The sequence below is a fragment of the Archangium sp. Cb G35 genome, from assembly GCF_001896145.1.
In the GTDB taxonomy this organism is placed as follows: domain Bacteria; phylum Myxococcota; class Myxococcia; order Myxococcales; family Myxococcaceae; genus Archangium; species Archangium violaceum.
In genome coordinates this window covers 443,648-468,342 of record NZ_MPOI01000005.1, presented here as the reverse complement: position 1 = coordinate 468,342, position 24,695 = coordinate 443,648, and the positions used below count along the sequence as shown (strand labels likewise).

16 protein-coding genes and 1 pseudogene are annotated in these 24,695 nt (G+C 68.0%); 8 read left to right on the top strand and 9 right to left on the bottom strand.

What is annotated here, in order from left to right; all coding sequences use genetic code 11:
- Positions 1 to 26 precede the first annotated feature (26 nt).
- Positions 27 to 944, top strand: coding sequence for a TIGR04222 domain-containing membrane protein (locus tag BO221_RS18165; RefSeq protein WP_073561873.1), 918 nt, complete (start codon positions 27 to 29; stop codon positions 942 to 944).
- 32 nt (positions 945 to 976) lie between these two features.
- Here the strand turns inward: BO221_RS18165 and BO221_RS18160 are convergent, their stop codons facing one another.
- A complete protein-coding gene (locus BO221_RS18160) occupies positions 977 to 1,981 on the bottom strand; it encodes an endonuclease/exonuclease/phosphatase family protein (protein WP_073561704.1) in 1,005 nt (334 codons plus the stop codon).
- Positions 1,982 to 2,158: 177 nt separating this feature from the next.
- Entirely contained in the window at positions 2,159 to 3,763 is a 1,605-nt protein-coding gene (locus tag BO221_RS18155; protein WP_073561703.1) for a PKD domain-containing protein, read from the bottom strand.
- 192 nt (positions 3,764 to 3,955) lie between these two features.
- Between BO221_RS18155 and BO221_RS18150 the strand changes: the two genes are divergently transcribed.
- Entirely contained in the window at positions 3,956 to 5,071 is a 1,116-nt protein-coding gene (locus BO221_RS18150; protein WP_158079871.1) for a kelch repeat-containing protein, read from the top strand.
- Between the two features lie 23 nt (positions 5,072 to 5,094).
- Here BO221_RS18150 and BO221_RS18145 read toward each other — a convergent pair whose 3' ends face one another.
- From BO221_RS18145 to BO221_RS18135, 3 genes are all read right to left on the bottom strand, one after another.
- The gene (locus BO221_RS18145; RefSeq protein ID WP_073561872.1) at positions 5,095 to 10,761 is read right to left on the bottom strand and encodes an ATP-binding sensor histidine kinase; all 5,667 of its coding nucleotides are present in this window, start codon (positions 10,759 to 10,761) and stop codon (positions 5,095 to 5,097) included.
- Positions 10,762 to 10,939: 178 nt separating this feature from the next.
- Positions 10,940 to 13,354 carry a M48 family metalloprotease gene (locus BO221_RS18140; RefSeq protein ID WP_073561701.1) on the bottom strand — a complete coding sequence of 805 codons (2,415 nt, stop codon included), beginning with the start codon at positions 13,352 to 13,354 and terminating at the stop codon, positions 10,940 to 10,942.
- Positions 13,355 to 13,385: 31 nt separating this feature from the next.
- Positions 13,386 to 13,838, bottom strand: coding sequence for a hypothetical protein (locus tag BO221_RS18135; RefSeq protein ID WP_073561700.1), 453 nt, complete (start codon positions 13,836 to 13,838; stop codon positions 13,386 to 13,388).
- Between the two features lie 134 nt (positions 13,839 to 13,972).
- Here BO221_RS18135 and BO221_RS18130 point away from each other — a divergent pair, with 134 nt between their 5' ends.
- The 3 genes from BO221_RS18130 (at position 13,973) to BO221_RS18120 (ending at position 17,242) form a co-directional block, all read left to right on the top strand.
- Complete coding sequence (locus tag BO221_RS18130; RefSeq protein ID WP_073561699.1) at positions 13,973 to 15,484, top strand: alpha/beta hydrolase; 1,512 nt, start codon at positions 13,973 to 13,975, stop codon at positions 15,482 to 15,484.
- A 3-nt stretch (positions 15,485 to 15,487) separates the two neighbouring features.
- Complete coding sequence (locus tag BO221_RS18125; RefSeq protein WP_073561698.1) at positions 15,488 to 15,973, top strand: hypothetical protein; 486 nt, start codon at positions 15,488 to 15,490, stop codon at positions 15,971 to 15,973.
- A 120-nt stretch (positions 15,974 to 16,093) separates the two neighbouring features.
- Positions 16,094 to 17,242, top strand: a complete 1,149-nt coding sequence (locus BO221_RS18120; RefSeq protein WP_233166104.1) for an erythromycin esterase family protein — start codon at positions 16,094 to 16,096, stop codon at positions 17,240 to 17,242.
- A 141-nt stretch (positions 17,243 to 17,383) separates the two neighbouring features.
- Here BO221_RS18120 and BO221_RS18115 read toward each other — a convergent pair.
- The 3 genes and pseudogenes from BO221_RS18115 to BO221_RS18105 form a co-directional block, all read right to left on the bottom strand.
- Positions 17,384 to 17,962 (bottom strand): annotated as a pseudogene (locus BO221_RS18115) (peptide-methionine (S)-S-oxide reductase MsrA); the annotation flags it as partial.
- A gap of 174 nt (positions 17,963 to 18,136) precedes the next feature.
- Complete coding sequence (locus BO221_RS18110) at positions 18,137 to 18,832, bottom strand: pirin family protein (RefSeq protein WP_073561871.1); 696 nt, start codon at positions 18,830 to 18,832, stop codon at positions 18,137 to 18,139.
- A gap of 155 nt (positions 18,833 to 18,987) precedes the next feature.
- Positions 18,988 to 19,536, bottom strand: coding sequence for a YceI family protein (locus BO221_RS18105; RefSeq protein WP_073561695.1), 549 nt, complete (start codon positions 19,534 to 19,536; stop codon positions 18,988 to 18,990).
- A 301-nt stretch (positions 19,537 to 19,837) separates the two neighbouring features.
- Here BO221_RS18105 and BO221_RS18100 point away from each other — a divergent pair, with 301 nt between their 5' ends.
- Entirely contained in the window at positions 19,838 to 20,239 is a 402-nt protein-coding gene (locus BO221_RS18100; RefSeq protein WP_073561694.1) for a spore germination protein GerW family protein, read from the top strand.
- Positions 20,240 to 20,257: 18 nt separating this feature from the next.
- Here BO221_RS18100 and BO221_RS18095 read toward each other — a convergent pair whose 3' ends face one another.
- Positions 20,258 to 23,557, bottom strand: coding sequence for a hypothetical protein (locus tag BO221_RS18095; RefSeq protein WP_083681135.1), 3,300 nt, complete (start codon positions 23,555 to 23,557; stop codon positions 20,258 to 20,260).
- A 326-nt stretch (positions 23,558 to 23,883) separates the two neighbouring features.
- On the opposite strand from BO221_RS18095, the gene BO221_RS18090 reads away from it, so the two are divergent.
- Both BO221_RS18090 and BO221_RS18085 read left to right on the top strand, forming a co-directional pair.
- A complete protein-coding gene (locus tag BO221_RS18090; protein ID WP_043414484.1) occupies positions 23,884 to 24,261 on the top strand; it encodes a peptide chain release factor-like protein in 378 nt (125 codons plus the stop codon).
- Positions 24,258 to 24,686, top strand: coding sequence for an HD domain-containing protein (locus BO221_RS18085; protein ID WP_073561869.1), 429 nt, complete (start codon positions 24,258 to 24,260; stop codon positions 24,684 to 24,686). The genes BO221_RS18090 and BO221_RS18085 overlap by 4 nt, the downstream gene beginning before the upstream one ends.
- Positions 24,687 to 24,695 lie beyond the last annotated feature (9 nt).

The window sequence follows — 24,695 nt, the reverse complement described above, 5'->3', positions numbered from 1 at the left end:
GGGGCGCCATGTATGCTGGCCCCATCATGAATCCGCTGGATTGGCCGGGGCCGTACTTCCTCGCCTTCTATGTACCGCTGCTGGTGCTCGCCTTCTTCGGCTCGTTCATGTGGCGGCGGGCGTTGGACCAGCCGACGACGCCGCCAACGCCCCGAGAGCTCGAGCTGAGCCCGGAGCAGGTGGCGGTGCTGGATGGGCAAAAGTCGGCCGTGTGCAGCACAGTGGTGGAGCTCGTGCACCAAGGCTGTCTGCGCTTCGAGGAGAGGCGGCTGTCGGTGGCCGTGCCCCTGCCCGCTCGGGCGTCGGACCTCAAGCGCGCCGTGTACCGCGCGGTGGAGGCCGGCCCGATCTACGTGGAGACGTTGCGCACGCGAGTGAAGCCGGAGCTCGAACGCGTGGAGGACACCCTGCGAGAGCTGGGCTTCATGCGCTCGCGCGAGCAGCACCGGCGCTATCTGGGCTTGCCCTGGCTGGTGTTCCTCGTGACGGTGGGCCTGGGGGTGGCCAAGCTGGCGGTGGGCATCGAGCGGGACAAGCCGGTGCAAGTTCTCGTCTGCCTGCTCATGCCGCTCGTCCCGGCGTGGGCGCTCCTCCTGTGGTTCAATGGGTGGCTCTTTGGGCTGGTGACGCCCCGGGGCCACGCCGCGCTGGAGATGCTGAAGAAGAAGCACGAGCCGCTGCGCGTGAGTGCCTCCACCGAGGGAAGTGCCCGCGCGCTGCGCCCCCGGGATCTCGCGTTGGCGGTGGGCCTGTTCGGGGTGTGGACGCTGCCGGCCGCGGACTTCGCCGCCGCGCACAGCTACCTGCGGGCCTTCATTCCCAATGCCTACGATCCGTCCAACGGCTCGAGCTCGGACTCCAGCTCGAGCTCCAGCGGGGACTCGGGCGGTGGCGGTGGCGGTGGCGGCTGCGGGGGCTGTGGCGGGGGCGGAAGCAGTGACTGACTGGGAGGGCCTGTCCGCTCCGCGGTGCCCACTCACCGGCGCTGAGAGGGCTTCTCCGTCAACCGGAGGGTAGCCACCACCTGTCCGTGGTCGGACTGGATGCGGTCGGGCCGTTCCCGGCTCAAGGTCCGGTCCACCAGGTGGTCATTGAAGTAGTGCACATACTCCACCTCCCCCAACCGCCTGGGGTTGAGCCGGCTGAACTCCTGGGAGACGTAGATCTGATCCAGGGTGTCGTAATAGCCGTTGAAGATGTGGCTGTAGCTGACATCCCGCCGGGTGTTCTGCCGCGCCTGGATGTCGAAGGCGTTGTAGAGCAGCACATCCCAGATGGCCTGCTTCTCCTGCGGGGGCAGGTGATGGATGGGAGGCGAGCCCGAGATGATCACCGTCGTCACCGCCAGGGCGGAGTCGTTCAGATCTCCGAGCAGGACCACGGGCCGCTCCGTGCCCTGCATGAGCTTGAGCAGGATGCAGCGCAGGGCGTAGGCCTCGGCGGCCCGCACCATCAGCGCACGTGCACTCCCCAGGGCGAGGGCCCTGGCGTCCACCTGATGGTCATCGTCCACCAACGGGCGCTTGGACTTCAGGTGCGCGACGAGCACGGTCAGTTCCTGGCCCGAGGGCAGCCTCAGGTCGGCCTGCAACACCGGACGGGAGAACGCCTTGATGGGCTCGGGAATCCCAGTGACCGAGAGCTCGAAGCCCTCTGGAAAATCCTGGTGCGTGAGGGTCTGGACGACCTCCAGGGAGGTGGCCAGTCCCACCTGGGGTTTCTTCTGCTCCTGGGTGGCGACCATCACCTGGACGGGCCTGCCGCCAGACGACCCGGCCTGGACGGCCGTTCTCAGCGCGTCCTCATGCCACACCTCCTGGAAGCCGACGACCTCGGCATCCATCCTCCGCAGCTGGCCACCGATCCACGCGATCTTGTTCTTGTACTCCTCGTCGCTGAACGGCCTGTCGTTCGAATAGGTCACCTGCCCTGGCAGGGCGAGGTTGAGCACATTGAACGTCCCTACCTTGAAGCGTGACATTCGGTCCTCCTGAAGAGGCGGCGAGTATACTGCCCCGCCGTGTCCCCTCCGCCCCCGCTGCTCGATGACATTCCAGGAGACCTTCGGACTCTGGGGGTAAAGTCGCCGGGCGCGGCCATCGCGGCGGTCACCGCGCCGGGCAACTGGAAGGCGGCGGACCGAACGGTGAATGCGGGGTCAGCGCACCTCGAATTCGTAGATGCGCGTCGCGGGATCGCCGTTCTGGGACGGGGTGGTCACGTTGAACTTGATGTAGCGCGCCGAGGTGGCGCCGATCGAGTGGCTCGAGGAGCTGGCGGTATTGTTGGTCACCGTCACCGGGGTGCTCCAGGCCGTGCCGTTGCTGGAAGTCTGGATGGTGAAGGCCTTGGTGTTCCAGGTGCTCGACTCACCACCCGCGCCGGCATGCTTGACCACGAAGCTGCTGACCGTCTGCACCGAGCCGAGATCCACCTGCAGCCAGGACGGCGAGGCCAACGAACAGAACTTGTCGGTGGTGCCGCCGGAGACGCTGCCGTTGACCGCCTTGGCCGGCGTCTCGCTGCTGTTGCAGGCGGTGGAGCCGGTCGCCGGTTTGTTGAGCGCCAGGTTGGCGTAGCCGGCACCGACCGAGACGGTCTGGGTCCTGGTGTGGCTGGCTCCACCGTTGTCGGTCACGGTCAGGCTAACGTTGTAATTGCCGGCACTGGCGTAGACACGGCTGGGATTCGTGGCGGTCGAGCCGCTGCCGTCGCCGAAATTCCAGCTGCGCGAGGTGATGCTGCCGTCGCTGTCGCTGGAGGCGTCGCTGAAGGTCGCGGTCAACCCGCTCACGGTGACACCGAAATTGGCCACTGGCGGGGTGTTGCCACTGACAGCGGTGTTGATCGCCGCCGCGTACTGCGCGGCCGTGCCCTGGGACGCGCACGCCTGGATATCGTCATACAGCCACATGAAGCCGCCCGAGATGCCGGCGGAGGCCTTCCAGTTGGTCATCTTGCTCTGCACCGTGGCAGGACTGTCGCCGCTGCCGCAGCCGGAGCCGTGACGCGACCACAGGCCCGGATCGACAGTCATGCCCATCGCGGTGTTCCAGCTCGCCGGATTGTTACCAGCGCCACCGTCGTACACCTGCAGGTAGATGGTATCGACCGCGCTGCCGAGGTTGTCCTTGAGACTCCTCCAGAAGGTCTGATTGGTGTAGGGCGCGAAGGTGATCTTGTAGCCCAGGCCAATCAGCATCTGCCCGAACTGGGTGGTCGGGGCGAGATTGTAGGCGCTCTCGTCATCGAAGTTGACCGCGGTGGCGCCCGTGACGGTCTTCAGCACCTGGAAATTGCGATACAGGATGCTGTTGCTGCCGGTGCCGCAAACGAGGGTGCTGCCACAACCAGCGGCGGTGCCGTTGACCAGCTTGATCATGCGCTCGAAATCGGGAACGCCCCAGGCGCCAATCGATACTTCGATGCGATTGACCGAGGTCGGCGCGGTCTTGAGCGTGGCCAGCCGCGCCGGCCAGGCGGGATCGCCAATGTAGGCGCCGTTCTTGACCACCGGGATGTCGTTGTAGACGAGGTCGCCGTTGTCCTCGATGTGGAAGCTCCACAACATCACGGTGGTGAAGCCCGAGTTGCGCAGGTCGTCCATCACCGCGGTACCGCCGGAATAGAACGGGCCGCCGCCGTAGATCGCCGAATCGGCATGGGCGGCCGGCGTGGCCGCGGCCAGGGCAAGGGCGGTGAGCCCCGGCCAGGCTCGGCGGGCGGAACGGAGGCGGGACAAGAGGTTCTTCGACTTCGGCATGGTGGAATCTCCTGCAATGAGCGTCATGGACGCGGTGGCCTCGATGAAGGCACATCAGGGTGCGCGAAGTCTTCAATTCCAAATTTCCAAGTTCATGAGAGGCCTCGCCACGAGCGTCATGCGCAGTCCCTCCCGCTACACTGACAACGCGGCCTCCCCCCAGGCCGCATGTCCCCCATAGGGAGGGTACTCATGAAGACAAGCCGTTGGTCGTTGCTGTTCGCGGGCCTCGCATCCATGGCCGGTGGATGCGGGCCCGAGGAGCCCGTGCAGGCCCCCCCCGCCGCACTCAAGTCACAAAAATCCGCGCTGACCACCGGCGCATGGACGAGCAATGCGTCCTCACTGAACTCGCACCCGGGAGGCCACAGCGTCACCCTGCTGCGCGGCCCGGGCGACGTGCTGGTGGCGGATGGCAATGGCGCGGAGGTGTACAACCCGTACACGAACGCGTGGCGGCGCACACCGGCCATGACGGCCAGCCGCTACTCCCACACCGCCACGGAGCTCCCCTCGGGCAAGGTGCTGGTGCTCGGTGGCCGCACCACGGACTGGTCCAACATCCAATCGAGCGCGGAGCTGTACGACCCGGCCACCGACACGTGGAGCGCCACGAGCCCCATGACCACGGCCCGTTTCAACCACACCTCCGTGCTGCTCGACTCGGGCAAGGTGCTGGTGATGGGCGGCAACATGTTCGTGAACCGGAGCGGGCCCATCGGGAACATGACGGAGGTGTATGACCCGGACACGGGCACGTCGAGCATCCCCGGTGGCCAATTCTGGCCCCGCAGCCGCGTTTCCGCGACGGTGCTCTACTCGGGCAAGGTGCTGGTGACCGGTGGCTACCTGTGGTTGACCGACCCAGCCAACGCATCCTCCGAGGCGAACCTCTACGATCCGGCGACGAACTCGTGGTCCTTCGCCGGCCTCCTGTCCAAGGCTCGCCACGGCCACTCCGCCATCCGGCTCTACTCGGGCCTCGTCCTCATCGTGGGTGGCATTGGCGGCGGCAACACGGTGGAGCTGTACAACCCGTACACCGGCCAGTTCTCCCTGGGTCCTCCCCTCCCCTTCGACGGGACCTTCTTCTTCTCCGCGACGCTGCTCTACTCGGGAGAGGTCCTGGTGACGGGCGGCGGCGGCGAGGCGGCGCTGTATGACCCCTCGACGAACACGTGGACTGCCACGCCAGGCATGAACGTGGGCCGCGGCGAGTACTCGTCCACCATGCTCCACACCGGCGAAGTGCTGTTCGTGGGCGGCAACGACAACAGCCCCCGCTCCGTGGAGCGCTACACGCGCTGAGCCGCATCCCGTGAGCTGACCCATCAGGGGCCGGGACAGGGCAACTCGACCGTGAAGGTCGCTCCTTGTCCCGGCTGGCTCTCGACCTGGATGTTGCCCCCATGCGCCTCGGCGATCCCCCGGCTGATGTACAGGCCGAGGCCCAACCCACCGTAGTGCCTCTCCGAGACGGCGCGCTCGAAGCGGCCGAAGATTCGCGCACGCTGGCTCGGCTCGATGCCGATTCCGTGATCCGTGACCGTCAAGCGGGCCCTTCCACCCAGATTCCCGACCCGGAGCTCGATGGGCCGGCCCGCTCCGAACTTGATGGCATTGGACAGGAGGTTGGCGACGATCTGCCCGAGCCGGGTGCGATCCCACACGCCCAAGGCGCGGGCGTCCTCCTGGATGGAGACGGGACACCGGGCCCGCATCAGCTCCGGTGCGAAGTGCTCGACCGTCTCACGGACGACGGCTCCAAGGTCCACGTCCCTGAGCTCCAGGGGGAGCCGCCCCGAGTGGAGCAGCGAGACGTCGAGGAGGGCACGGTTCAACCTGCCAAGACGTGCTCCCTGCTGCAACGCGCGCTCGAGCTGCTTCTTCAGGTCCTGTGGCTCGACGATCCGCCCCATCTGGAGAGACCGGAGCAGGGATTGAAGCGCGAGCGTGAGGGAGGTCAGCGGTGTATTGAGCTCGTGCGAGGCCACGGACAGGAACTCGTCCCGCACACGGATGGCTTCCTGGGTCTGGCCATGGAGCCGCGCGTTGTCGATGGCGATCGCGGCGCGGCGTGCCACCTCCTGCGCCAGCTCGAGTTCGGCATTCCCATAATGGTACCCCGCCTCTCCCGAGGCGAGGCTGATCACCCCGAGCATCTGTCCACGCGCGATGATCGGGACGACCAGCGCGGTGGTGCTCCCCAGCTCATGGATGAGCCGCTGGTGCTCCGCGTTGTCTGTCATGCGGCGGATGAGCTCATCCGTCAGGTCCGGCATGACGAGCGGCTGGCGGTGGCGCTGAACGGCCGTTGCCGCGTGGGCTGAATCCTGACGGGGCGGATACTCCCGCCGGAGCTTCTCGATCAAGGGCTCCTTCGATGGATCGACGTGCGCCCCCGCCAGCCGGCGGAGCTCCCCGTCCACCACAACGTCGATCACACACCAGTCGGCCATCGAGCGGACACACAGCCGGCTGAGCCGCATGAGTGTCTCCTCATAATTGAGCGACTCCGAAAGGAGCTCTCCTGCCTCGGCGAGGAACCTCGAGCGGCGCTCCGCGAGCTCGGCCTTGGCCCGGGCCGACTGCTCCCGGGCGAGCAGCAGCGCGTTCTCCAGGGAGATGGCGGCCTGCGAGGCGAGCAGCTCCAGTGCGGCGAGCCGCTCGTGGGTGAACGCGCCCGGGACGAGGCGGTTCTCCAGATACATCAGTCCAACCACCTCGGCCTGCCGGAGGATGGGCAGACACACGAGTGACCTGGGCCTGACGCGGGCCAGATACGCGTCCGAGGCGTATTTCACGGCCCCGGCGGCGTCGTCGAGAATCACCCGCTCCTTCGTTCTCACCACGTAATGGACGATGGAAACGGGGGCCAGCTCTGGCGAGAGGGGCTGGGACCGCAACACGTGAGACACCACCCGCCGTCCCTCGACGAGGTTCGCCTCGGCCTCGAGCGAGACGGCTCCATTCCGGGCCAGGAGCAGGCAGCCCCGCTGCGCGCCCCCCTGCTCGAGCACGACCTCGAGCAGTGTGCACAGGAGCTTGTCGAGGATGATCTCCCCCGAGATGCTCTGCGACGCCTTGACCACCGAGAGCAGATCCAGCTGCTCGGTGCGCGCGGAGATGGTGGCGGCCATGGAGTCGAGGGGTTTGTGCTCCACGAGGTGGGGATGGCGCTGGTCGAGCCACCTCACCTTGCCGTCGGCGCCCCAGCGCACATAGCGGGCGCGGGCCTCGCGCAGGTACGTGTCGGCGAACAGCTCGAACCCACGGGCCCGGTAGAACCGCGACGCGTACTCGTAGGCGAGGGCCTCGTGTTGCACGAGGCCGTTCGTCCGGGCGGACCGGAGGGCCTCCTCGTAGAGCCGCATGGCCTCCTCGCCCTGGCCCGACAGGTGGGCGGCCTCCGCGGAGACGAGGGCATGGGCGCTCTGGAAGGTCGGCGGGTAGTTCTCCGCCCACTCCCGGAGTTGCTCGCGGTGAGCGATGAGCGCGTCCAGGGGTTCCCGCCGCCGCTCGGACGGGAGACCGGCGCACACCGCCGCCAGTGCCAGGGCGTCATGGAAATGGAAGAGGTAGACGTCCACCAGGGCGAGGCAGGAGCCCAGCAGCTCCCGGCTCCTCCTGCCCGCGGCGAGGGCCGCTTCGTAGTCGCCCGCCATGAACAGCGCCGTGAGCCGCATCAGGTGATACAGGCCCACCACCGTCTTGTTGCGGCTCCCGGTCAGCCGGGCCTCGAACTCCGCCTCGTGGAAGTTCTCGCCGTCGAAGCTCGAGAGGTGCCGTGTCTCCCCGCGCAGGGCCTGGACGAAACGCTCGACGACGGTGAGCATGTCGTGAGCATCCTGGAACCTGGCCCGGCGGATGAAGTCGAGCCCCCGCTCGGCTTCGCGATGAATCTCGGCCAGGGGCGCCCCCCGCGCGAACATCTGGGTGACGATGTGGTGCCAGGCGAAACAGCTCGCCACCAGGTCCCCCTCCTCCTTGCCCACCGTGAAGGCGGCGCGCATGTGCTCCAGGCTCGTCTCGATGGGGCGGCTCCAGAACGAGACGGCTCCCATGCACGCGTACACCTTCGCCTTGTAGGCCATGAACCCGGGCCGCTTCACCAGCTCCAGGGCCACGCTGGCGAACCGGTACCCTTCCTCGTACCGGTGATAGGCGTGACACAGGCTCATGCCAAACCAGGCATAGATGGCGGGAGAGGTGGAGGCATTGCCGTAACGCAGGCCGAGGAGTACGGCGTGGCAGAGGGTCAGGTTGAGAAGGTGGAGGTCCCAGGAGAATGACGGCACGCGCATGGTGGACAGGAGGCTCATGGCGGCCTGCACGTCGGGGTCCGTCATGGGGGGCAACGAGAGGATGTCCTCGATCGGCCTGTTTCCGAGGTGGCTCCAGACCGAGCGGTAGACCTGCTCCACCTCGCTCTCCGAGGGATGGAGCGGCATCTTGATTCCAAACATCCGCAGCCCCTCGAGCGCGGCCTCGATGGATGCGCCGAGCTCACCCCGGGTGAGCTCGGTGCTGATCTGGAGGCAATGGACGGCGGCCTTGTCCGCACGTGTCCGGGCATGCCGCAGGAGCTCGGGGAAGAGACGCTCGGCCTCGTTGAAGTTGCCGCTCAGGAACTCGCAATGCGCCCGCTCGAGGAACAGCTCGTAGGCGAGTCTGTACTCGAGCTCCCACGAGCTCCTGTCGAGCATCTCCATTCCCGTGACGAGGTAGCTCACGGCGCTCCGGTAGGCCCCGGAGGCCTTGGCCTTGCGTGCGGCGCGCAGGTTCAGCTCCGCGAGATGGGTCCGTTCCCGCGGCTCCGTGACCATGGGCGCGCCCAGGTCGAGCTGGGTGACGACCTCGAAGAGCTGCTCGTCGAGCGCCTCTCCCGGAGTGCGCGCCATGAGCAGGCGGCCGATCCGCAGGTGCAGCTCGCGCCGGTTCCCTTCGGACAGGAGGGAGTAGGCGGCCTGTTGCACGCGGTCATGCGCGAAGGCGTAGACCTCGCGCGAGTAGAGGATGAGCCCCTCCCGGACCGCGTCGATCAAATCATGGCGGGTCTCCTCCTCGGACTTCCCGCCCGCGAGCGCGAGGAGGGACATCTTCCCCTTGCTGCCGATACAGGCCGCTGTCTCCAGGACGTCCCGCACGGGGGTGGGGAGCCCCACGAGCTTGCCGAGCAGGAAGTCGACGACGTTGTCCGTGTAGCCCTTCTGGCGGATCCGCTCCAGGTCCCACCGCCAGACCATGGAGGACTCGTCGAACTCGAGCAGCCGCTCCTCGTGGAGGGTCGTCAGGAATTGGAGGATGAAGAAGGGAGCGCCGCCCGTCTTCTCATGAACGAGGGTGGCCAGCGGGCGGATGCGCTCTGGCTCCGCCTCGCGCACGGCGTCCGCCACGAGTTGAACCACGTGCTCCAGCCGCAACGGTGTGAGGCGGAATTCATTCAAGGCCGCGGAGGTCTTCTTCACCCGCTCGAGCAGCATCGTGAGCGGGTGTGAGGCGGAGACCTCGTTGTCGCGACAGGTTCCGATGAGGAGGAGGTGGCGCGTTCCAGGCTCGACAAGGAGATCCTCGATGAGGCCGAGGCTGCCCGAGTCGGCCCACTGAAGGTCGTCGAGGAAGAGCACGATGGGGTGCTCCCGCGACGCGAACACCCCCAGGAACTTCCGGAAGGCTCCGCGGAAGCGCCGCTCCGCCTCGGCAGGTGGAAGCTCGGAAACGGGAGGGAGCTTTCCGAGGAGCAACTCGAGCGGGGAGAGCACGTCGAAAAGCAGCCTGTTGTTCGGGCCGAGCGCTTCCCAGAGCGCCTGTCTCGTGGCGTTCAGCCGTGTCTCGTCCTGGGCCAGCAAGTCGAGCACGAGCGCCTTGAAGGCCTGGGCCATGGTGGCATACGGGACGTTGCGCGCGTACGGGTCGAACTTGCCCGACAGGAAGTTGCCTCCAGCCCGGACGACGGTCTCGTGGAAGTCGCGCACGAGCGCGGACTTGCCGACTCCGGAGTCCCCCCCCACCATGACGAGCTCCGGAGTGCCTCCGGACACCACGTGCTCGAAGGCGCCCTGCAAGAGGGCGAGCTCGGCCTCGCGTCCGTAGAGCCGCTGGGGAATCCGGAGCTGGGCGGTGATGTCCCGCTCTCCCAGGGGGAAGGGCTCGATCGTCCCGTGCTCACGCCATTGCACCAGGCATTTCTCCAGGTCGTGGGCGAGTCCGCGGGCGCCCTGGTAGCGATCGTCCACCGCCTTGGCCAGCAGCTTCATCACGAGGAGAGAGAGCGTCTCGGGCACCGTGCGGACGAGCGCCGAGGGGGACGGTGGCGTGCGGGCGATATGCGAGTGCACCCACTCCAGGGGGTCCCTCGCGTCGAACGGAAGCCTGCCCGTGAGCATCTGGTAGTAGATGACGCCGAGCGAGTAGAGATCGGAGCGGTTGTCGATCGCCCGGTTCGTCCAGCCGGTCTGCTCTGGAGACATGTAAGGCAGGGAGCCCTCGATATGACGAGGGCTCCTCGGGGACACATGCTCGCGGGGAATGCGCGAGGCAATGCCGAAATCCGTCAGCTTCACCTCCTCCGTGGCGGCGCTGACGAGGATGCTCCGGGGCCTGAGCTCCTTATGGACGACCTCCTGCCGATGGATGTCCGCGACCGCCGCCGTGATGCGCAGGGCGAGGGGGAGGAATCGCCCGGCGTCCATGGGCGCGCCCAGGAGGTGCTCGAGCGATTCGCCGCCAAAATCCTCCAGGACGAGAACCGGTAGACCCTCGTACGTCTCGAGAGCGAGCGGACGGGTGATGCCGCGGACGTCCAGCGCCTTGCCGATCTCGAGCTCATGCTTCAAACGCTCGAGGTCCTGGGGGCGGCCACGCTTCGAGTCGATGACCTTGAGGAGGACCGGGTGGTGATCGGCGTTGCGGATCGCACGAAGCAGGCGTGTTCCGTTGCCTTCCCCACGCTGGAGGGTCGCGACGATGGTGTAGGGCAAGGCGTTGGGTGTCGTCATGGCCGTCGAGGCCCCATCGGCCATGGAATGGCCGAGCCCGGGCCACTCTCAAAAACTCAAAAAATCGTACGAACCCCATCAGACCGGATCAAGCCCGAGCCCTGGCGCGCCCTTGCCCGGAGAGGAAGCCCCCGAGCGAAACGCGTCAGCGGCGGGAAATGCGTCAGCAGGCCCGCGCTCAGGCCCGGCGCGAGAAGCGATGGGCCAGCAGCCCCGTCACCAGCCCCACCGAGGCGGCAATGGGATGCAGGGCCATATCGAGCTGGAACCAAGAGGAAGGCATGAACCCACTCACGAGGCTCACCGCGAACAGAACCCCCATGACCAGCAGCACGATGCCCAGGAGCGAAAGGACCGCACGCGGGAGGCTGGGCCGCTCGCGCCGCCGTTCCCTCGCGCTCACCAGGGCCACCTTTCCGGTGGCCCAGAGGAGCACCGCCCGGACCAGCAGATCCTTCACGAAGTGGAGTGCGGTCACCGTGCTCTCCACGAACGGAGTGCCGGTCGTGACCTTCAGGAAGACACCACTCACCCACAGGAAGGCCAGCCCTGGCAGGCAGAAGGACAGGAGGCTCAGCAGCCCGGTGGGCCGTGCGCCCGGGTCCTCGTTCCCCAGGGCCCGGCTGCGGCTCCAGAGGAAGTGATAGCTGATCCACGCGATCCACACTCCCATGACCCGAAGAGTCCAGGAGCGGAGGGCGTGGTTTTCCAGGAGGACGAGCGTCACGAACTCCGTCCCGTAATACGAGATGCCGATGAAGGCCGCCGTGGCCAGCCCCAGCTTCGCCTCGACCCGGCCGCCCAGGTGGCCGCGGAGGGCGGGGAGGGTGGCGCGCCATCGCAGGTTGGGCTGGAGGAGCCAGGTGCGCAGCCGCTGGGAGAGGGCCCGTCCGCCCGACTGCGCCGCGCGCAGGGAGCGCTGTCTCTCCAGCAAGGATTCCAGGGGACGCCGATCTCCCAGCACCTTCACGGCAAAGACATCCGCCTGGACCTCACGAGCCACGAGCAGCGCGCTCCAGGCGAGTGCCAGTGCGAGGCCCACGCCCAGGAGCTTGATCAACTCGAATGAGGTCGTGGCGCTGCCGGCCAGCACGGCGGCAACGGGCAGGAAGAACCAGACCAGCGTCCGCATGAGGCTGAGCATCCGCAGGAAACGCTCGACGTCGCGGGCGGCGATGTGTCCCGCCTCGTGAGCCACCGCGGCGTCCATGAGATGGGGCGTGCTGGCGTAGGTGCTCCAGAAGCCGGCGGTCACCTCCACCAGCGGCTCGTGCTTGCTGCGAACGGTGGAGAGCACCACCGCGGTCTCCGGGGTCAGCACGAGCCGTGCGGAGGCATCCCCCGAGAATTCCCGGAGCTTGTCGCGAAGCGCATCGAACCTGGACTGGAGCCGGGGCCGCACGGAGGTGCTCCCTCGGGCCGCGCGAGCCTGCTGCCCGCCCTTCTGGCGCTCGTGGATGAACCGCCAGGCCATCAGGAACAGCACCAGGAGACCACCGGTGAGGGCGATGGCGGCGGGGTGGCCATAGCTCGGGCCCGGCCCCCAGAGCGCAACCAGCAGGCCCACGCTGATCATCCAGAGCACGAACAGCAGGTTGAGGAGGACGAAGAGGAGCCCCAGCCAGCACAGTTGGTAGAACGGCCCCAGTTCCACCATGTGTGGGTTGGGAGGCTTCTTCTGGAGGGCGTTCCGGGCCCAGGTCCGGAGGTCCGTGCTGAATCGAGCAGGAGCCGGGCCAGCGGCTCCCACGGAAGCGGACAGGCGATGGGCCAGCAGTCCCGCTCCCAGGCTCGCCACGAGCAGGGGAGCCAGCATGAGCATCATCGTGAGGGGGGCCCATGGAGTGGGCACGAGCAAGCCCAGATCTTGCTGCACGAGCAGCACCGGCCCGCTCAACAGCAGCAGGACCAGACTCGACCGGATCGCCCTCGGGAGGACAGGCCGCTCGCGCCCCTGTTCCCTGGCGCTGACCAGACCCATCTTCGCGATGGCCCAGAGGAGCATCACCCCGGTCAGCCAGCGCTCCAGGAACATGAGTCCGACGACCATGCTCGCGGAGAACGGGCGCCCCTCGAGGAGGGAGCGGCGGATGAAATCCACGAAGTGGAGGGTCAGCGCCGGCAGGCAGAGGAACAGGATGCCCGGCAGGCCCGAGGACCGCGTTCCGGAGTCCCGGCTCCCCAGGGTACGGCAGTGGGCCCAGAAGAAGCGGTAGGCCACCCACGTGCTCCACACACTGGCGCCCCAGACCATCCAGGACTGGAGGTCCCCACTGTCCTGGGCGCGCATCCTCAGGAAGAAGAGCGCGCCCCACCAGTGCATGGCGAAGAAGGCCGCCGTGGCCAGCCCCAGCTTCGTCTCGCCCCGCTCGCGAGCCACACGCAGCGCGCCCCAGGCAAGCGCCAGTGCGACGGCCTGGGTCAGAAACCGGGACAACCATAAGACGGCCGCCCAGTACGGGGGCCGGCCCTGGAGCGTGCCCCCGTCCCAGAGCATGGACAGCAGGGCGTAGGCGACCGTGAAGGCGCCCAGCCAGCACAACTGGAAGAACGGCTCCAGTTCCACCTTTCGTGGGTCGAGTGGCTTCTTCATGAGCGCGCTCCTGACCAGGGGGCCGCAGGGCTCAGCCGGCCGCCGCCAGCCGCTCTCCGGCGCTGATGCCAGACCGCCAGACCTTCTCCGCCGTCTCCCCTGCCCGTCCGGCATCCCATCCCGCGTCGATGAGCGCGGAGGTGATGGCCTTCACGGTCTTCTCCTTGAGAGGAGCCCCCGTGGCGGGCTCCAGCCGGAACACCCGCATGAGGCGAGCCAGGAAGGACGTCGCGGCGGTCTCGGTCCCCTTCTTCACCACGTTCTCGATGAAGCTCTTCGCGATCATCACCACGAAACCGACGAGGATGGGGCCGACCAGACTGGCGAATCCGGCCCCTGGGATACCGAAGGCCCGCTCGTCGGAGCCCTTGTCCAGGAAGCTCCCGGGGCTCTCCACATAGAGGGCGGCGGTATCCGCCTCGTTGGGCGCGACGTCATCCAGCAACAGTTCCACCTCTTCGATCAGGATTTCCTCCGCCTCCATGGCCTTCCTCTCGAATGCGTCACGCGGCGTCCCGCGATGGATCCAGGAGAGGTGGAGGGAGTGACCCGGGTTTTGTGACGTGGAAGCACGATGGATGTAGAACGCTGTCTCTCGAAGCCCAGGAGAGACGCTCCATGAAACGACTCCTCATCCGGGGCGGCGCGGCGCTCGCCCTGGCGGCCGCCCTGTCCGCCCCCGCCACCTTCGCCCACGAACCGCGCCGCGCTGGCCAAATCGTTTCCGAAACCGGGACCACCACGGCGAGCGATGGCTCGAGCATGGCCTATGAAATCGGCACGCTCTACGTGCCGGAGAACCGTCTCAAGCCGGACAGCCGTTTGATTGGCGTCGGCTGGGCGCGGGTGAAGGCAGCGCAGCCGACCGGCGCGCCGCCGATCGTCCTGCTGGCGGGCGGGCCGGGCGTGACCATGCTCGACATCGTGCTCGACCACGACGAGGCCGCGCGCCGCCGGGTCAAGGTCTGGCAGAACTACGCCCAGGCCGCCGACCTGGTGGTCATCGAGCAGCGCGGCTACAGCCTGCGCGGCGACCGGCTGGAACTGACCACCAAGGCCCTGCCGCTCGACCGCCCCTCGGTCGTGGCCGACGACGTCGAGCTCACCCGAGACCTCGCCCGGCGCGCCCAGGCCGCCCACCCGGGCAAGGACCTGTCCGGCTACACCATCGTGCAATGCGCCAACGACGTGGCCGATCTCAGCCGCGCCCTGGGCTACGACAAGGTCAGCCTGGTGGCGGCCAGCTTCGGTTCGCAATGGGCCTTCGCCGTGATGAAAGCCCATCCGGGCCTGGCCGCGCGGGTGGTCATCTCCTCGGCCGAACCCCTGGACCACGGCTACGACATGCCCTCCCAGGTGTTCGCCGCCTTCCAGCGCATCGCCTGGGAGGCCGACCAGGATCCGGGCCTGAAGCCCTGGCTGCCTCCCGGCGGATTGATCGGCGCGATCCGGGCCACGCTCGACCGCCTGGCCAAGGCCCCGGTCACCGCGAAGGCGAAGGGCGCCGACGGCGTCGAACGCACCGTCGTGGTGGGCCTGGAGGACTACCAGCTCGCCCTGATCGGGGCCTCGGCCCGGGCGGCGACCTTCCCGCGCTTCGTGCTGGACACCTATCACCGCCATTACGAGGCCCTGGCCGCCGATGCGATCGGCCAGCGCTCGGCCGGCACCCGCGCGCTGATCAACCCGTTGATCAATGTCGGCCTGGACATGAGCGCCGCCCGCAAGAGCCTGCTGTGGAGTGATCCGGCCCTGCCGGTGCTGGGCAGTTGGAACTTCGCCAGCTACCTGGCGACCAAGGGCGAATGGCCGACCCCCGACGCTGGCGACACCTTCCGCACGCCCGTGCATGACCCGACGCCGATTCTGTTCGTCCAGGGCGACTGGGACACCTCGACCCCCATCGAAAACACCCTGGCCATGCTGCCGTACTTCCCCAACAGCCGCACGATCATCGTCCACCGTGCTCAGCACAACGGAACGTTCGCCCTCTTGCGCGAACGGCCGGAAACGGCGGCGCAGGTCTACGAGTTCCTGCGCTCGGGCAAGACAGAGGGATTGCCGGCGCGAATCGAACTGCCGCCAGTGGCCTTCGCCAAACCGAGCCATCCGGCACCGTCGCGCAGGTGAGTCATGATGGACACGAAAAAATTGAGGATAGAAGCCGGTCTGGCCGGATGCTTCTCCGCCACGCGCTATCAGCTCGAAATCGATGCCCGGAATGACCCGTGCCAGGTAGTCGTGACCGAAATATCAGGCGTGGGAAGCACGCTGGGCCAGATGTCCATCCATCGCGTTCCACGAGCGCTGGTGGAGCCATTCATTGGCACCGTGGCGAAGATCATCGGTACGCCGCAGCGGTTGATCGGAAACCGTTCCAGCACCGTGTATCACGTCAAAGTGGACGCGCGAGATATGCCAGGATTGGAATCGATCGAAGCAAGGTCATCGGACATACCGAAGAAACAGCTCGCGAAATACCTCAACGACGAAAAGGCCAACATCGAACTCAGACAGAAAATACAGGCGGCGATGCTCGATTGTCATGATTGGGCGCACGAACTGTTCGCGGTGACGGAGGAGTTCATTGCCCGCTGCCGTAGCGAATTCGCCGCCTGAGAATGGTACAACACGGCATTCCCACTCACGGAAGGGCCGCGAATGAGATACCTCCTGCTCCTGCTTCCTTTGCTTTCGAGCTGTGCTGCATCCTCCAGAGGCGCGGCTGCGCAGGGGGCCGTGGCGGTATCCGACGCCGACCGGATCGTTCGTGACCTTTGCGACAAGAGGCTCGCCCTGCTTGGCGAGGAGGCCCACCACGGAAATGGCAGGACCATCACCTTCAAAGCAGGGTTGATCCGCAGGCTCGTGGAGGAATGCCAGTACGATGCATTCTTCATCGAGGCAGGCACCTATGACTTCCTCCACATCCAGGCGCTGCTGAAGGCTGGCCAACCCATCAGCGAGGACATGGTCGCATCCGCGATTGGCGGGATGTGGGCCAACCAGGAGATGGCGCCCCTGATTCCGTTCCTGTCCGAGCGGCTCGAGGCGGGAACCCTCGTCGCCGGTGGAATCGATGATCAGATTGGCCGAGGCACCTACGCACAGCGCCAGATGACGCAGGAGCTCATCTCCTCCCTGGAGGGCCCGAGGCAGGCCGAGTGTGGAGCGGAATTCGAGAGGCACATGTCATGGAAGTACGACGACGCCCACCCGTACACGGCGGAGACCGTGAAGTTCATCCTGGGCTGTTGCAAGGAGATGGAGACGGCGCTCTCCCGGCCCGGAGCGGCCGCGACACCGGAGACCCAAGGCCAGTTGCAGATGGTCCGCAACCTGGAACGGACATTCACCCGTCAAGCCGCCGCGATGTCCCGGGCTTCGGAGCAAGCCGGAGGGACCCGGGACTGGAGCGCTTTCAACGAGCGTTCCCGCTCCATGTTCATGAATCTGGAATGGCTCCTGTCCCAGTCCCCCAGGCCCAGAAAGGCCATTGTCTGGCTCGCCACCCTTCATGCGGCGAAAAACCTCGAGGGCCTGGATGCGGACGCACGACACGGGATTTCCTTCGGGTCCTATGTCCAGGAGAAGTTCGGGGCGCAGTCATTCGTGCTTGGCTTTTCCGCGCTCTCCGGGAGCTATTCCATCGGCAGCAGTGCTCGCACACATGCCATCGCGCCCGCACCGGCCGACTCCCTGGAGGGCCAGGCGTTCTCGAACCACACCGCGGACACCCGCTATCTGGATGGGAGCCAGCTTCGTGACCTCGGGCCCAAGGTGGCCCGTCCCTTGGACTACTCGTGGATGACGGCCCCCTGGGCAACGGTCATGGATGGGCTGCTGGTGTTCCGGGAAGAAACCCCACCACGCCCGGTGACCCGATAAGAGCCTGTTCGTCCCTCAGGCCTGAGGGGCACTCGCCTGTTTGGGCAGGCTGATGAGGTGGAGGACGAGCGCCACACTGGACTTGTATCGCGCGAGTGAGAGGGCCTGGATGACCCTGAGGATTAGAGCCAGTTCCAGGTCTCACCGGCGGCGGTGCGCCAGGGCCGCCTTCCCGAGACTCAGCATCCGCTGCCGCTCGGCCTCCGGCAATCCCAGACGCTCGACCTCGGCCTCCAGCTCCTCGCGCTTCAGGTAGCCTCCCACGCAGGCGTTGAGCCACATCGCCACGGTCGAGTCCTCGAACTCGCGCTCGCCATAGCCGCTGAACTCGCGCATCAGGTCCGTGTAGCGGCGCAGGTAGTACTTCTGGTGGTAGTCCTCGGCCCGGTAGAACTCTCCCAGCCGCAGGATGGGCAGGACCATGGGTCCGCTCCTCCCTCCCATGGCCCGCTTCGCCGTCTCGAACGCCAACCGCTTCTGCGTCTCGTCCGCGTAGAACACGGCCGCCATGTACTGCCGGTTGCGGGGGCGCTCGGCCGGGTCCGCCTCCTTCCAGAACCACTCCAGCAGCGTCTCGTACGAGATGCGCGCCGGGTCATAGTCGAGCTGGAAGGACTCCGTGTGGTCCCCGAGCTGATGGTACGTCGGGTCCGGCTGGCTCCCGCCGGTGTAGCCCACACGGGTCCGAATCACTCCAGGCAGACGCCCGAACTGGGCGTCAGGACCCCAGAATCAACCCAACGAGAAGGTGGCCGTCTCCACCCGCGTAGTCTCCATCGCGTCCACCGGCAGCAACCGGGAGGTGGGTGCTTCAACGTGTCCGGCTGGCTTCATGGTGTCTCCTCCACCTGCCTCTACGAATGAACCCACCCCCAGGTTACTTCTCTTCCCCCCTCACGCCAGGTCGAAGAGCAGGGCCTCCAGCGGCTCTGTCGCCGAGAGCACCAACCGCGCCTCATCGGCCACGGCCACCCCGTCCCCGGCCTTCACCTCCACGCCGTTGAGCGTGCCCGCCCCGCGCGCCACCTGCAGCCACGCGTGCCGGCCCGCCTCCAGCGCGTACTCCGCCTTCTCGCCCTTCCCCAGGAGCGTGCTGTGCAGCCGCATGTCCTGGTGCACCTTCAGCGCCCCATCCTTCCCCTCCGGCGACACCACCAGCCGGAAACGGCCCTGCCGCTCCTCCTTCGTGAAGGCCTTCTGCTCGTAGCTCGGCGTCAGGCCCTGGCGCTCGGGGAGGATCCAGATCTGCAGGAAGTGCAGCTCCTCTCCGCTCCGGTTCATCTCGCTGTGCAGCACGCCCGTGCCCGCCGTCATCCGCTGCAGCTCTCCCGCCTTCAGCACTCCCAGCGTGCCCATGCTGTCCCGGTGCTCGATCTGCCCCGACAGCACGTACGTGATGATCTCCATGTCCCGGTGCGGGTGCGTCCCGAAGCCACTGCGCGGCGCCACACGGTCCTCGTTGATGACGCGCAGCGAGCGGAAGCCCATGAAGCTCGGGTCGTAGTAGTCCGCGAACGAGAAGGTGTGGTGGGAATCCAGCCAGCCGTGGTTCGCATGGCCGCGTGCTTCAGAGGGTCGAACGATCAACATAGGGTACTCCTTCTCTCCAATCTTCTTGGATGCTCGGGATGCCAGTGGCGATTCGCCCCGGGCGAGCTCCACCCCGCCCAGCAGGCCCGTCACGCCGGCCAGCAACCCACCCACCACTTCACGCCGGCCCGGGCCCCGGCCAGCCATCCGCCGCCTCACGCCGCCTTCCCCGCCGCCGCCGCCTTCACCACCTGCACGTCCAGCTCGATGTCGATGCGCTCGCCCACCAGCACCCCGCCCGTCTCCAGCGCCTTGTTCCACGTCAGCCCGAAGTCCTTGCGGTCCACGCTCGTGCGCGCGCTGAACGCCAGGCGCTCCGTGCCGAAGGGATCCGTCACCCGGCCGAGGAACTCGGTCTCCAGCGCCACCTCGCGCGTGGTGTCCTTGATGGTGAGGTCCCCCACCACCACGTAGCGGTCCTTGCCCACCGCCTGCACGCGCTTGCTGTGGAAGATGACGCGCGGGAAGGCCCCCACGTCGAAGAAGTCCTGCGAGCGCAGGTGGTTGTCCCGGGCCTCCACCTGCGTGTCGATGCTCGCCGCTTCGATCTTCATCTCCGCCTGCGCCTTCAGCAGGTCGCCGTTCGTGAACAGCCTCCCCTCGTAGCGGGTGAAGCGGCCGTGCACCCGCGCCACCACCATGTGCCGCACGGTGAAGCCGATGGAGGTGTGCTGGGGGTCGATGTGCCAGGTCTCGATGGCCATGGGAGCTGTCTCCTTGGGAAGTGCCTCTCTGGCCTTCCCCTAGAGCAACCCGCCTGCCAACACATAAACCCCTGGAATTACATGAGCCGCCCCCCTCCCGACGGGAGCAAGGCTCTCAAAATGAGAGTCCCCGGCTATCATCCGGAGAGCGCCTCTCCGTCCATCCGGGAGCCGCCCGCCCGGCCCTCCAGGGCCTCCCGGGCCACCGGACGGGCGCCGGGAACGGACCCTCCGCGGGTGCTGGCCCCCTGGCGGGTGCCTACCTCATTCCAGAGAGAGGCTCGAACGCGGAGGTCTCACCATGGACGTCAACGAGGTCATCGACAGGGCCCGCGACGCATTCAGTGTCCGGCGTGTCTACGGAGAGCCCATCCAACAGGGCGAGGTGACGGTCATCCCCGCCGCCCGGGTGACGGGAGGCGGCGGGGGAGGCGGTGGCGAGGGCCCCGTGGCCGAGGGAGCCCAGGGGGTGGAGAGCACCAGCAAGGGCTACGGCAGCGGCTTCGGGTTGAACGCCCGGCCCGCCGGGGCCTTCATCCTGCGCAACGGGAAGGTGCGCTGGATGCCGGCGGTGGACGTCAACCGCATCATCCTCGGTGCCCAGGTGCTGGTGGGCCTCGTGCTGCTGACGTTCGGCCAGAGGCTCGCCCGCTTCCTGTTCCAGGAGGGCAAGCCCCCACGCTTCAAGCGCCTGGCGCGATGAGCGTCACCCCGATGGCCGTCACTCCAGGTCCATCGCCACCACCCGGAAGCCCGCGGTGCCATCCCCCAGCTGGCCGTACGCGTTGTCGCCCCTGGCGCCGACCTTGCCGTCCGGCTTCAGCACCAGGGAGTGGGAGCTGCCCGCGGCAATGGCCGTGACACCCGTGAACTCCAGCATCTGGAGTGCGCGGGTGCTGGAGGCCGTGGTGCCATCCCCCAGCTGACCGGAGGTGTTGTCACCCCAGGCCCACACCGTCCCATCGCCCAGCAGGGCCAGCGAGTGCCCCTGGCCGGCCGCGATGGCCGTGACGTTCTCGAGGTCCGTCACCTGCTCCGGCTCGGCGCTCGCGGTGGTGGTGCCGTCCCCGAGCTGCCCGGAGGTGTTGGCGCCCCAGGCCCACACCGTGCCGTCCTCGCGCAGCGCCAGCGAGTGCGCCCCCCCCGCGGCGATGGCCGTGATGCCCGTGAGCTCCGTCGAGGGCAGCAGCACCGGAACACCGCTCGAGTAGAGGTTGCCATTGCCGAGCTGGCCGGAGGCGTTGTCCCCCCAGGCCCACACCGTGCCGTCCTCGCGCAGCGCCAGCGAGTGGCCGGAGCCGCCCGCGACGGCCTTGACGCCCATCAGGCCCTGCACCTGCACCGGGGTGGTGCGCGAGGTGGTGGTGCCGTCCCCGAGCTGGCCCGTGGTGTTGCTTCCCCAGGCCCACACGGTGCCATCGGCGCGCACCGCCAGGGCATGGCCGGCGCCCGCCCAGAGGGCGATGACGTTGGAGAGCCCCTGCACCTGCGCTGGCGCGGTGCGCGAGGTGGTGGTGCCGTCCCCGAGCTGCCCGGAGGTGTTGTCGCCCCAGGCCCACACCGTCCCATCGCAGCGCAGCGCCAGGGAGTAGTCGCCGCCCGCCGACACGGCCTCGACGCAGCGGGGCTCCGCCAGCGGGGAAGGCGCTTCACTGAAGGAGACGTCCTCGACGCCGAGCTGCCCGTCGCTGTTGCTGCCCCAGCTCAAGACGAAGCCGTCGGTGCGCGCATAGAGGGAGTGGCTGGAGCCCGCGGAGAGCCGCGCCGCGCCCGGAGTGCCCCGCATCCGCACGGGGAAGGGGTACGCGCTGGTGGCCCCATTGCCGAGCTGGCCATAGGAGTTGTCGCCCCAGGTCCACACCGTGCCGCCCTCGCGCAGCACGACGGACATCCGGCCACCGGCCGACGGGGCCGTGACGCGCGAGAAGCCCGGCACCCGCACCGGAGTGCTCACGGAGGTGTTGGTCCCCAGGCCGAGCTGGCCCGTCGCGTTGCGTCCCCACGTCCAGAGCTGGCCGTCGGTGCCCTGGGCCAGCACGTGGCTGCCGCGGGAGGAGAGGGCCGAGATGGGGTTGACGAGGGCCGTGACGCGGGCCGCCAGGGAGCGGGCATTCGTGGTGCCGTCCCCGAGCTGGCCGTAGAAGTTGTCCCCCCACATCCACACCGTGCCATCCGACTTCAGCGCCGCCGAGTGGAAGGGCCCGGCCTCGATGGCGACGATGTTGGAGAGCCCCTGCACCTGCACGGGGGAACTGCGCGCGGTGGTGGTGCCGTCCCCGAGCTGGCCGTAGGCGTTGTCACCCCAGGCCCACACCGTGCCATCCGGCTTCAGCGCCAGCGAGTGGTAGAGGCCGGCGGCCACGTGGGTGACGCCCGAGAGCGACGAGAGCTGCTGGGGCGTGGGGCGCGGGGTGAAGGAGGTGGTGCCGTCCCCGAGCTGGCCGTAGGTGTTGTCGCCCCAGGCCCATACCGAGCCATCCGACTTCCGCGCCAGCGAGTGGTAGCCCCCCGCGGCGAGGGCCGTGACGCCCGATACCCCCGTTACCTGCCCCGGCGTGGCGCGCTTGCCGCCCGAGCCGTCCCCGAGCTGGCCGAACGAGTTGTCACCCCAGGCCCACGCCGTCCCGTCCGGCTTCAGCGCCAGCGAGTGGTAGCTGGACACGGAGACGGACGCCACGCCCGACAGCCCCGTCAGCTGTACCGGGAGCGGGCGCTGGGAGAAGGTGCCATCCCCCAGCTGGCCCTGGCCGTTGTCGCCCCAGGCCCACACCGTCCCATCCGGCTTCAACGCGAGCGCGTGCACGTCCCCCGCGGCCACCGCCGAGATGCCGGAGAGGCTCTGCACCCGCTCCGGCACGGGACGCCAGCCGGCACTGCCATTGCCCAGCTGGCCGAAGGAGTTGGAGCCCCAGGCCTGGACGGAGGCATCACTGCGCCCGACCAGCACGTGGGAGTTGCCACAGGCAATCGCCTGGACAGTGACTCCGGACACCAGCACGGGGAGGCGCAGCGGGCCGGCGAGGCTCTGGCCCGCCTGGCCCTGGGTGTTGTCCCCCCACATCAGCACGGAGCCGTCGATGTGCTTGGCCATGACGTGGTGCGTCCCACTGGCGACGGCCACGATGCCCGTCAGGCCGTGCACCTGCACCGGCGTGAGCGACGGCGCCGTCCCCTCGTCTCCGAGCTGGCCCCGGGAGTTGTCCCCCCAGGCCCACACCGTGCGATCTTCGCGCGCCGCCACGGAATGGGCGCCGCCTCCGGCGATGGACTCGATGTCCGTGAGGCCGCTCACCTGCACCGGCGTGGTGCGCGAGGTGGTGGTGCCATCCCCGAGCTGGCCCGAGGCGTTGTTGCCCCAGGCCCACACCGTGCCGTCCTCGAGCAGGGCCAGCGAATGCGTGTCCCCGGCCGCGATGGCCGAGACGCCCGTCAGCCCCGGCACCTGCGCCGGGGCGTTGCGGTTGGCCGTCGTGCCGTCCCCCAGCTGGCCCTGGGCGTTGTTCCCCCACGCCCACACCGTGCCATCCGTCTTCAACGCCAGCGAGTGCAGGTTGCCGGCGGCGAGGGCCTCGACGTCCGTGAGCCCCGGCACTTCCACGGGGCTCGTGCGCTGCGTGGTGGTGCCATCCCCCAACTGCCCATCCCCATTGCTACCCCACGCCCACACCCGGCCCGTGTCACCCAGGGCCAACGAGTGGTTGTTGCCGGCCGCCACGGCCATCATCCCCGTGAGGCCCACCACCTGCACCGGATTCAGCCGCTGGAGGGTGGTGCCATCCCCCAGCTGCCCCTGGGCGTTGTTGCCCCAGCTCCACACCGTGCCCGTCGGCAACACGTACAGCGAGTGCCCCAACCCCCCCGCCAGGCGGTAGGGCAGGCCCTGCACGCTGATGATGGGCGCACGGCGATGAGCCCGCGCTCCGTCATCCTCTCCCTCCCTCTCCCCACATCCCACCACCAGCGAGGCCATGGCCAGGAGAAGCGTCACCGGCAGGCTCCTCGACAAGGTGCTCCCCATCATGCATCCCTCTCGTTCATGCCTCGGCAACGACGGATTCGAGGCAAGGCTTGCGTTACCCATACACAGCCCCCCCGTGCTCAACCCGGGGCATGGAGCCCCAGGTCCTGACTCCGTCAGTCAGGCACCGAGCACACCCATATGCAGACAACCCTGACTTATAAGCAACTGGGTGACACACGACTCTCCGGGTGTCCCCTGCATCCCAGGGCGTTCCCGCATAACTGGAATGACGCGTCATCCCACTGGGAGCGAAGTCAGGCCCCCGTGCTCCGCTCCGTCAGGCGCGGGTGCAGAAGACACCCCGTACGACCTAGGTTGGCCCTCTCATGACCGTCGAACCCTCCCGCCGACAAGCCGCGCTGGAAGCGCTCGCCCTGGATGACGACGCACTGCTCCGCACCTGCGAGGTGGAGTTCTTCATCGCCTCCGGCCCGGGCGGCCAGCACCGCAACACCACCGCCAGCGGTGTGCGCCTGACCCACCCGCCCACCGGGCTGTCCGTCACCGGCACCGAGCGCCGCAGCCAGTCGCAGAACAAGGGCGCCGCGCTCGAGCGCCTGCGCGAGGGCCTCCAGGCCCTCACCTACGTGCCCAAGAAGCGCCACAAGACGAAGCCCACCAAGGGCTCCCAGCGGCGTCGTTTGGACACCAAGAAGCGCGAGGGCGAGAAGAAGGCCCAGCGCAGCAAGAAGGTGCAGTGGTGAGCGCCCCCACGCTGGAGGACGCCATCGCCCTGGCCGTGGAAGCCCACCGGGGCCAGCGCGACAAGTCCGGGAAGGCGTACATCCTCCACCCCCTGCGGGTGATGATGCGCCTGGAGACGGACACGGAGCGCATGGTGGCCATCCTCCACGACGTGGTGGAGGACACGCCCTGGACGCTGGAGCGGCTGCGCGGGCTCGGCTACCCCGAGGAGGTGCTGAGCGCGCTGGACTGCCTGACGAAGCGCGAGGGCGAGACGTACGAGGCCTTCATCGAGCGCGTCCTCCCCCACCCGCTCGCGCGCCGCGTGAAGCGGGCGGACCTGGAGGACAACATGGACGTGCGGCGGCTGCTGGCCTTCACGGAGAGGGACGCGGAGCGGATGGCCCGCTACCGCGCCGCCTGGGCCCGGCTCCAGGAGGGGTGAGACCTCGGG

Bases quoted from the DNA above. Each gene is read 5' to 3' on its own strand.
- BO221_RS18160 (WP_073561704.1), bottom strand. From the start codon at position 1,981: ATGTCACGCTTCAAGGTAGGGACGTTCAATGTGCTCAACCTCGCCCTG.
- BO221_RS18100 (WP_073561694.1), top strand. From the start codon at position 19,838: ATGGACGTCAACGAGGTCATCGACAGGGCCCGCGACGCATTCAGTGTC.
- BO221_RS18155 (WP_073561703.1), bottom strand. From the start codon at position 3,763: ATGCCGAAGTCGAAGAACCTCTTGTCCCGCCTCCGTTCCGCCCGCCGA.
- BO221_RS18095 (WP_083681135.1), bottom strand. From the start codon at position 23,557: ATGATGGGGAGCACCTTGTCGAGGAGCCTGCCGGTGACGCTTCTCCTG.
- BO221_RS18150 (WP_158079871.1), top strand. From the start codon at position 3,956: ATGAAGACAAGCCGTTGGTCGTTGCTGTTCGCGGGCCTCGCATCCATG.
- BO221_RS18090 (WP_043414484.1), top strand. From the start codon at position 23,884: ATGACCGTCGAACCCTCCCGCCGACAAGCCGCGCTGGAAGCGCTCGCC.
- BO221_RS18125 (WP_073561698.1), top strand. From the start codon at position 15,488: ATGATGGACACGAAAAAATTGAGGATAGAAGCCGGTCTGGCCGGATGC.
- BO221_RS18140 (WP_073561701.1), bottom strand. From the start codon at position 13,354: ATGAAGAAGCCACTCGACCCACGAAAGGTGGAACTGGAGCCGTTCTTC.
- BO221_RS18130 (WP_073561699.1), top strand. From the start codon at position 13,973: ATGAAACGACTCCTCATCCGGGGCGGCGCGGCGCTCGCCCTGGCGGCC.
- BO221_RS18135 (WP_073561700.1), bottom strand. From the start codon at position 13,838: ATGGAGGCGGAGGAAATCCTGATCGAAGAGGTGGAACTGTTGCTGGAT.
- BO221_RS18105 (WP_073561695.1), bottom strand. From the start codon at position 19,536: ATGGCCATCGAGACCTGGCACATCGACCCCCAGCACACCTCCATCGGC.
- BO221_RS18110 (WP_073561871.1), bottom strand. From the start codon at position 18,832: ATGTTGATCGTTCGACCCTCTGAAGCACGCGGCCATGCGAACCACGGC.
- BO221_RS18145 (WP_073561872.1), bottom strand. From the start codon at position 10,761: ATGACGACACCCAACGCCTTGCCCTACACCATCGTCGCGACCCTCCAG.
- BO221_RS18165 (WP_073561873.1), top strand. From the start codon at position 27: ATGAATCCGCTGGATTGGCCGGGGCCGTACTTCCTCGCCTTCTATGTA.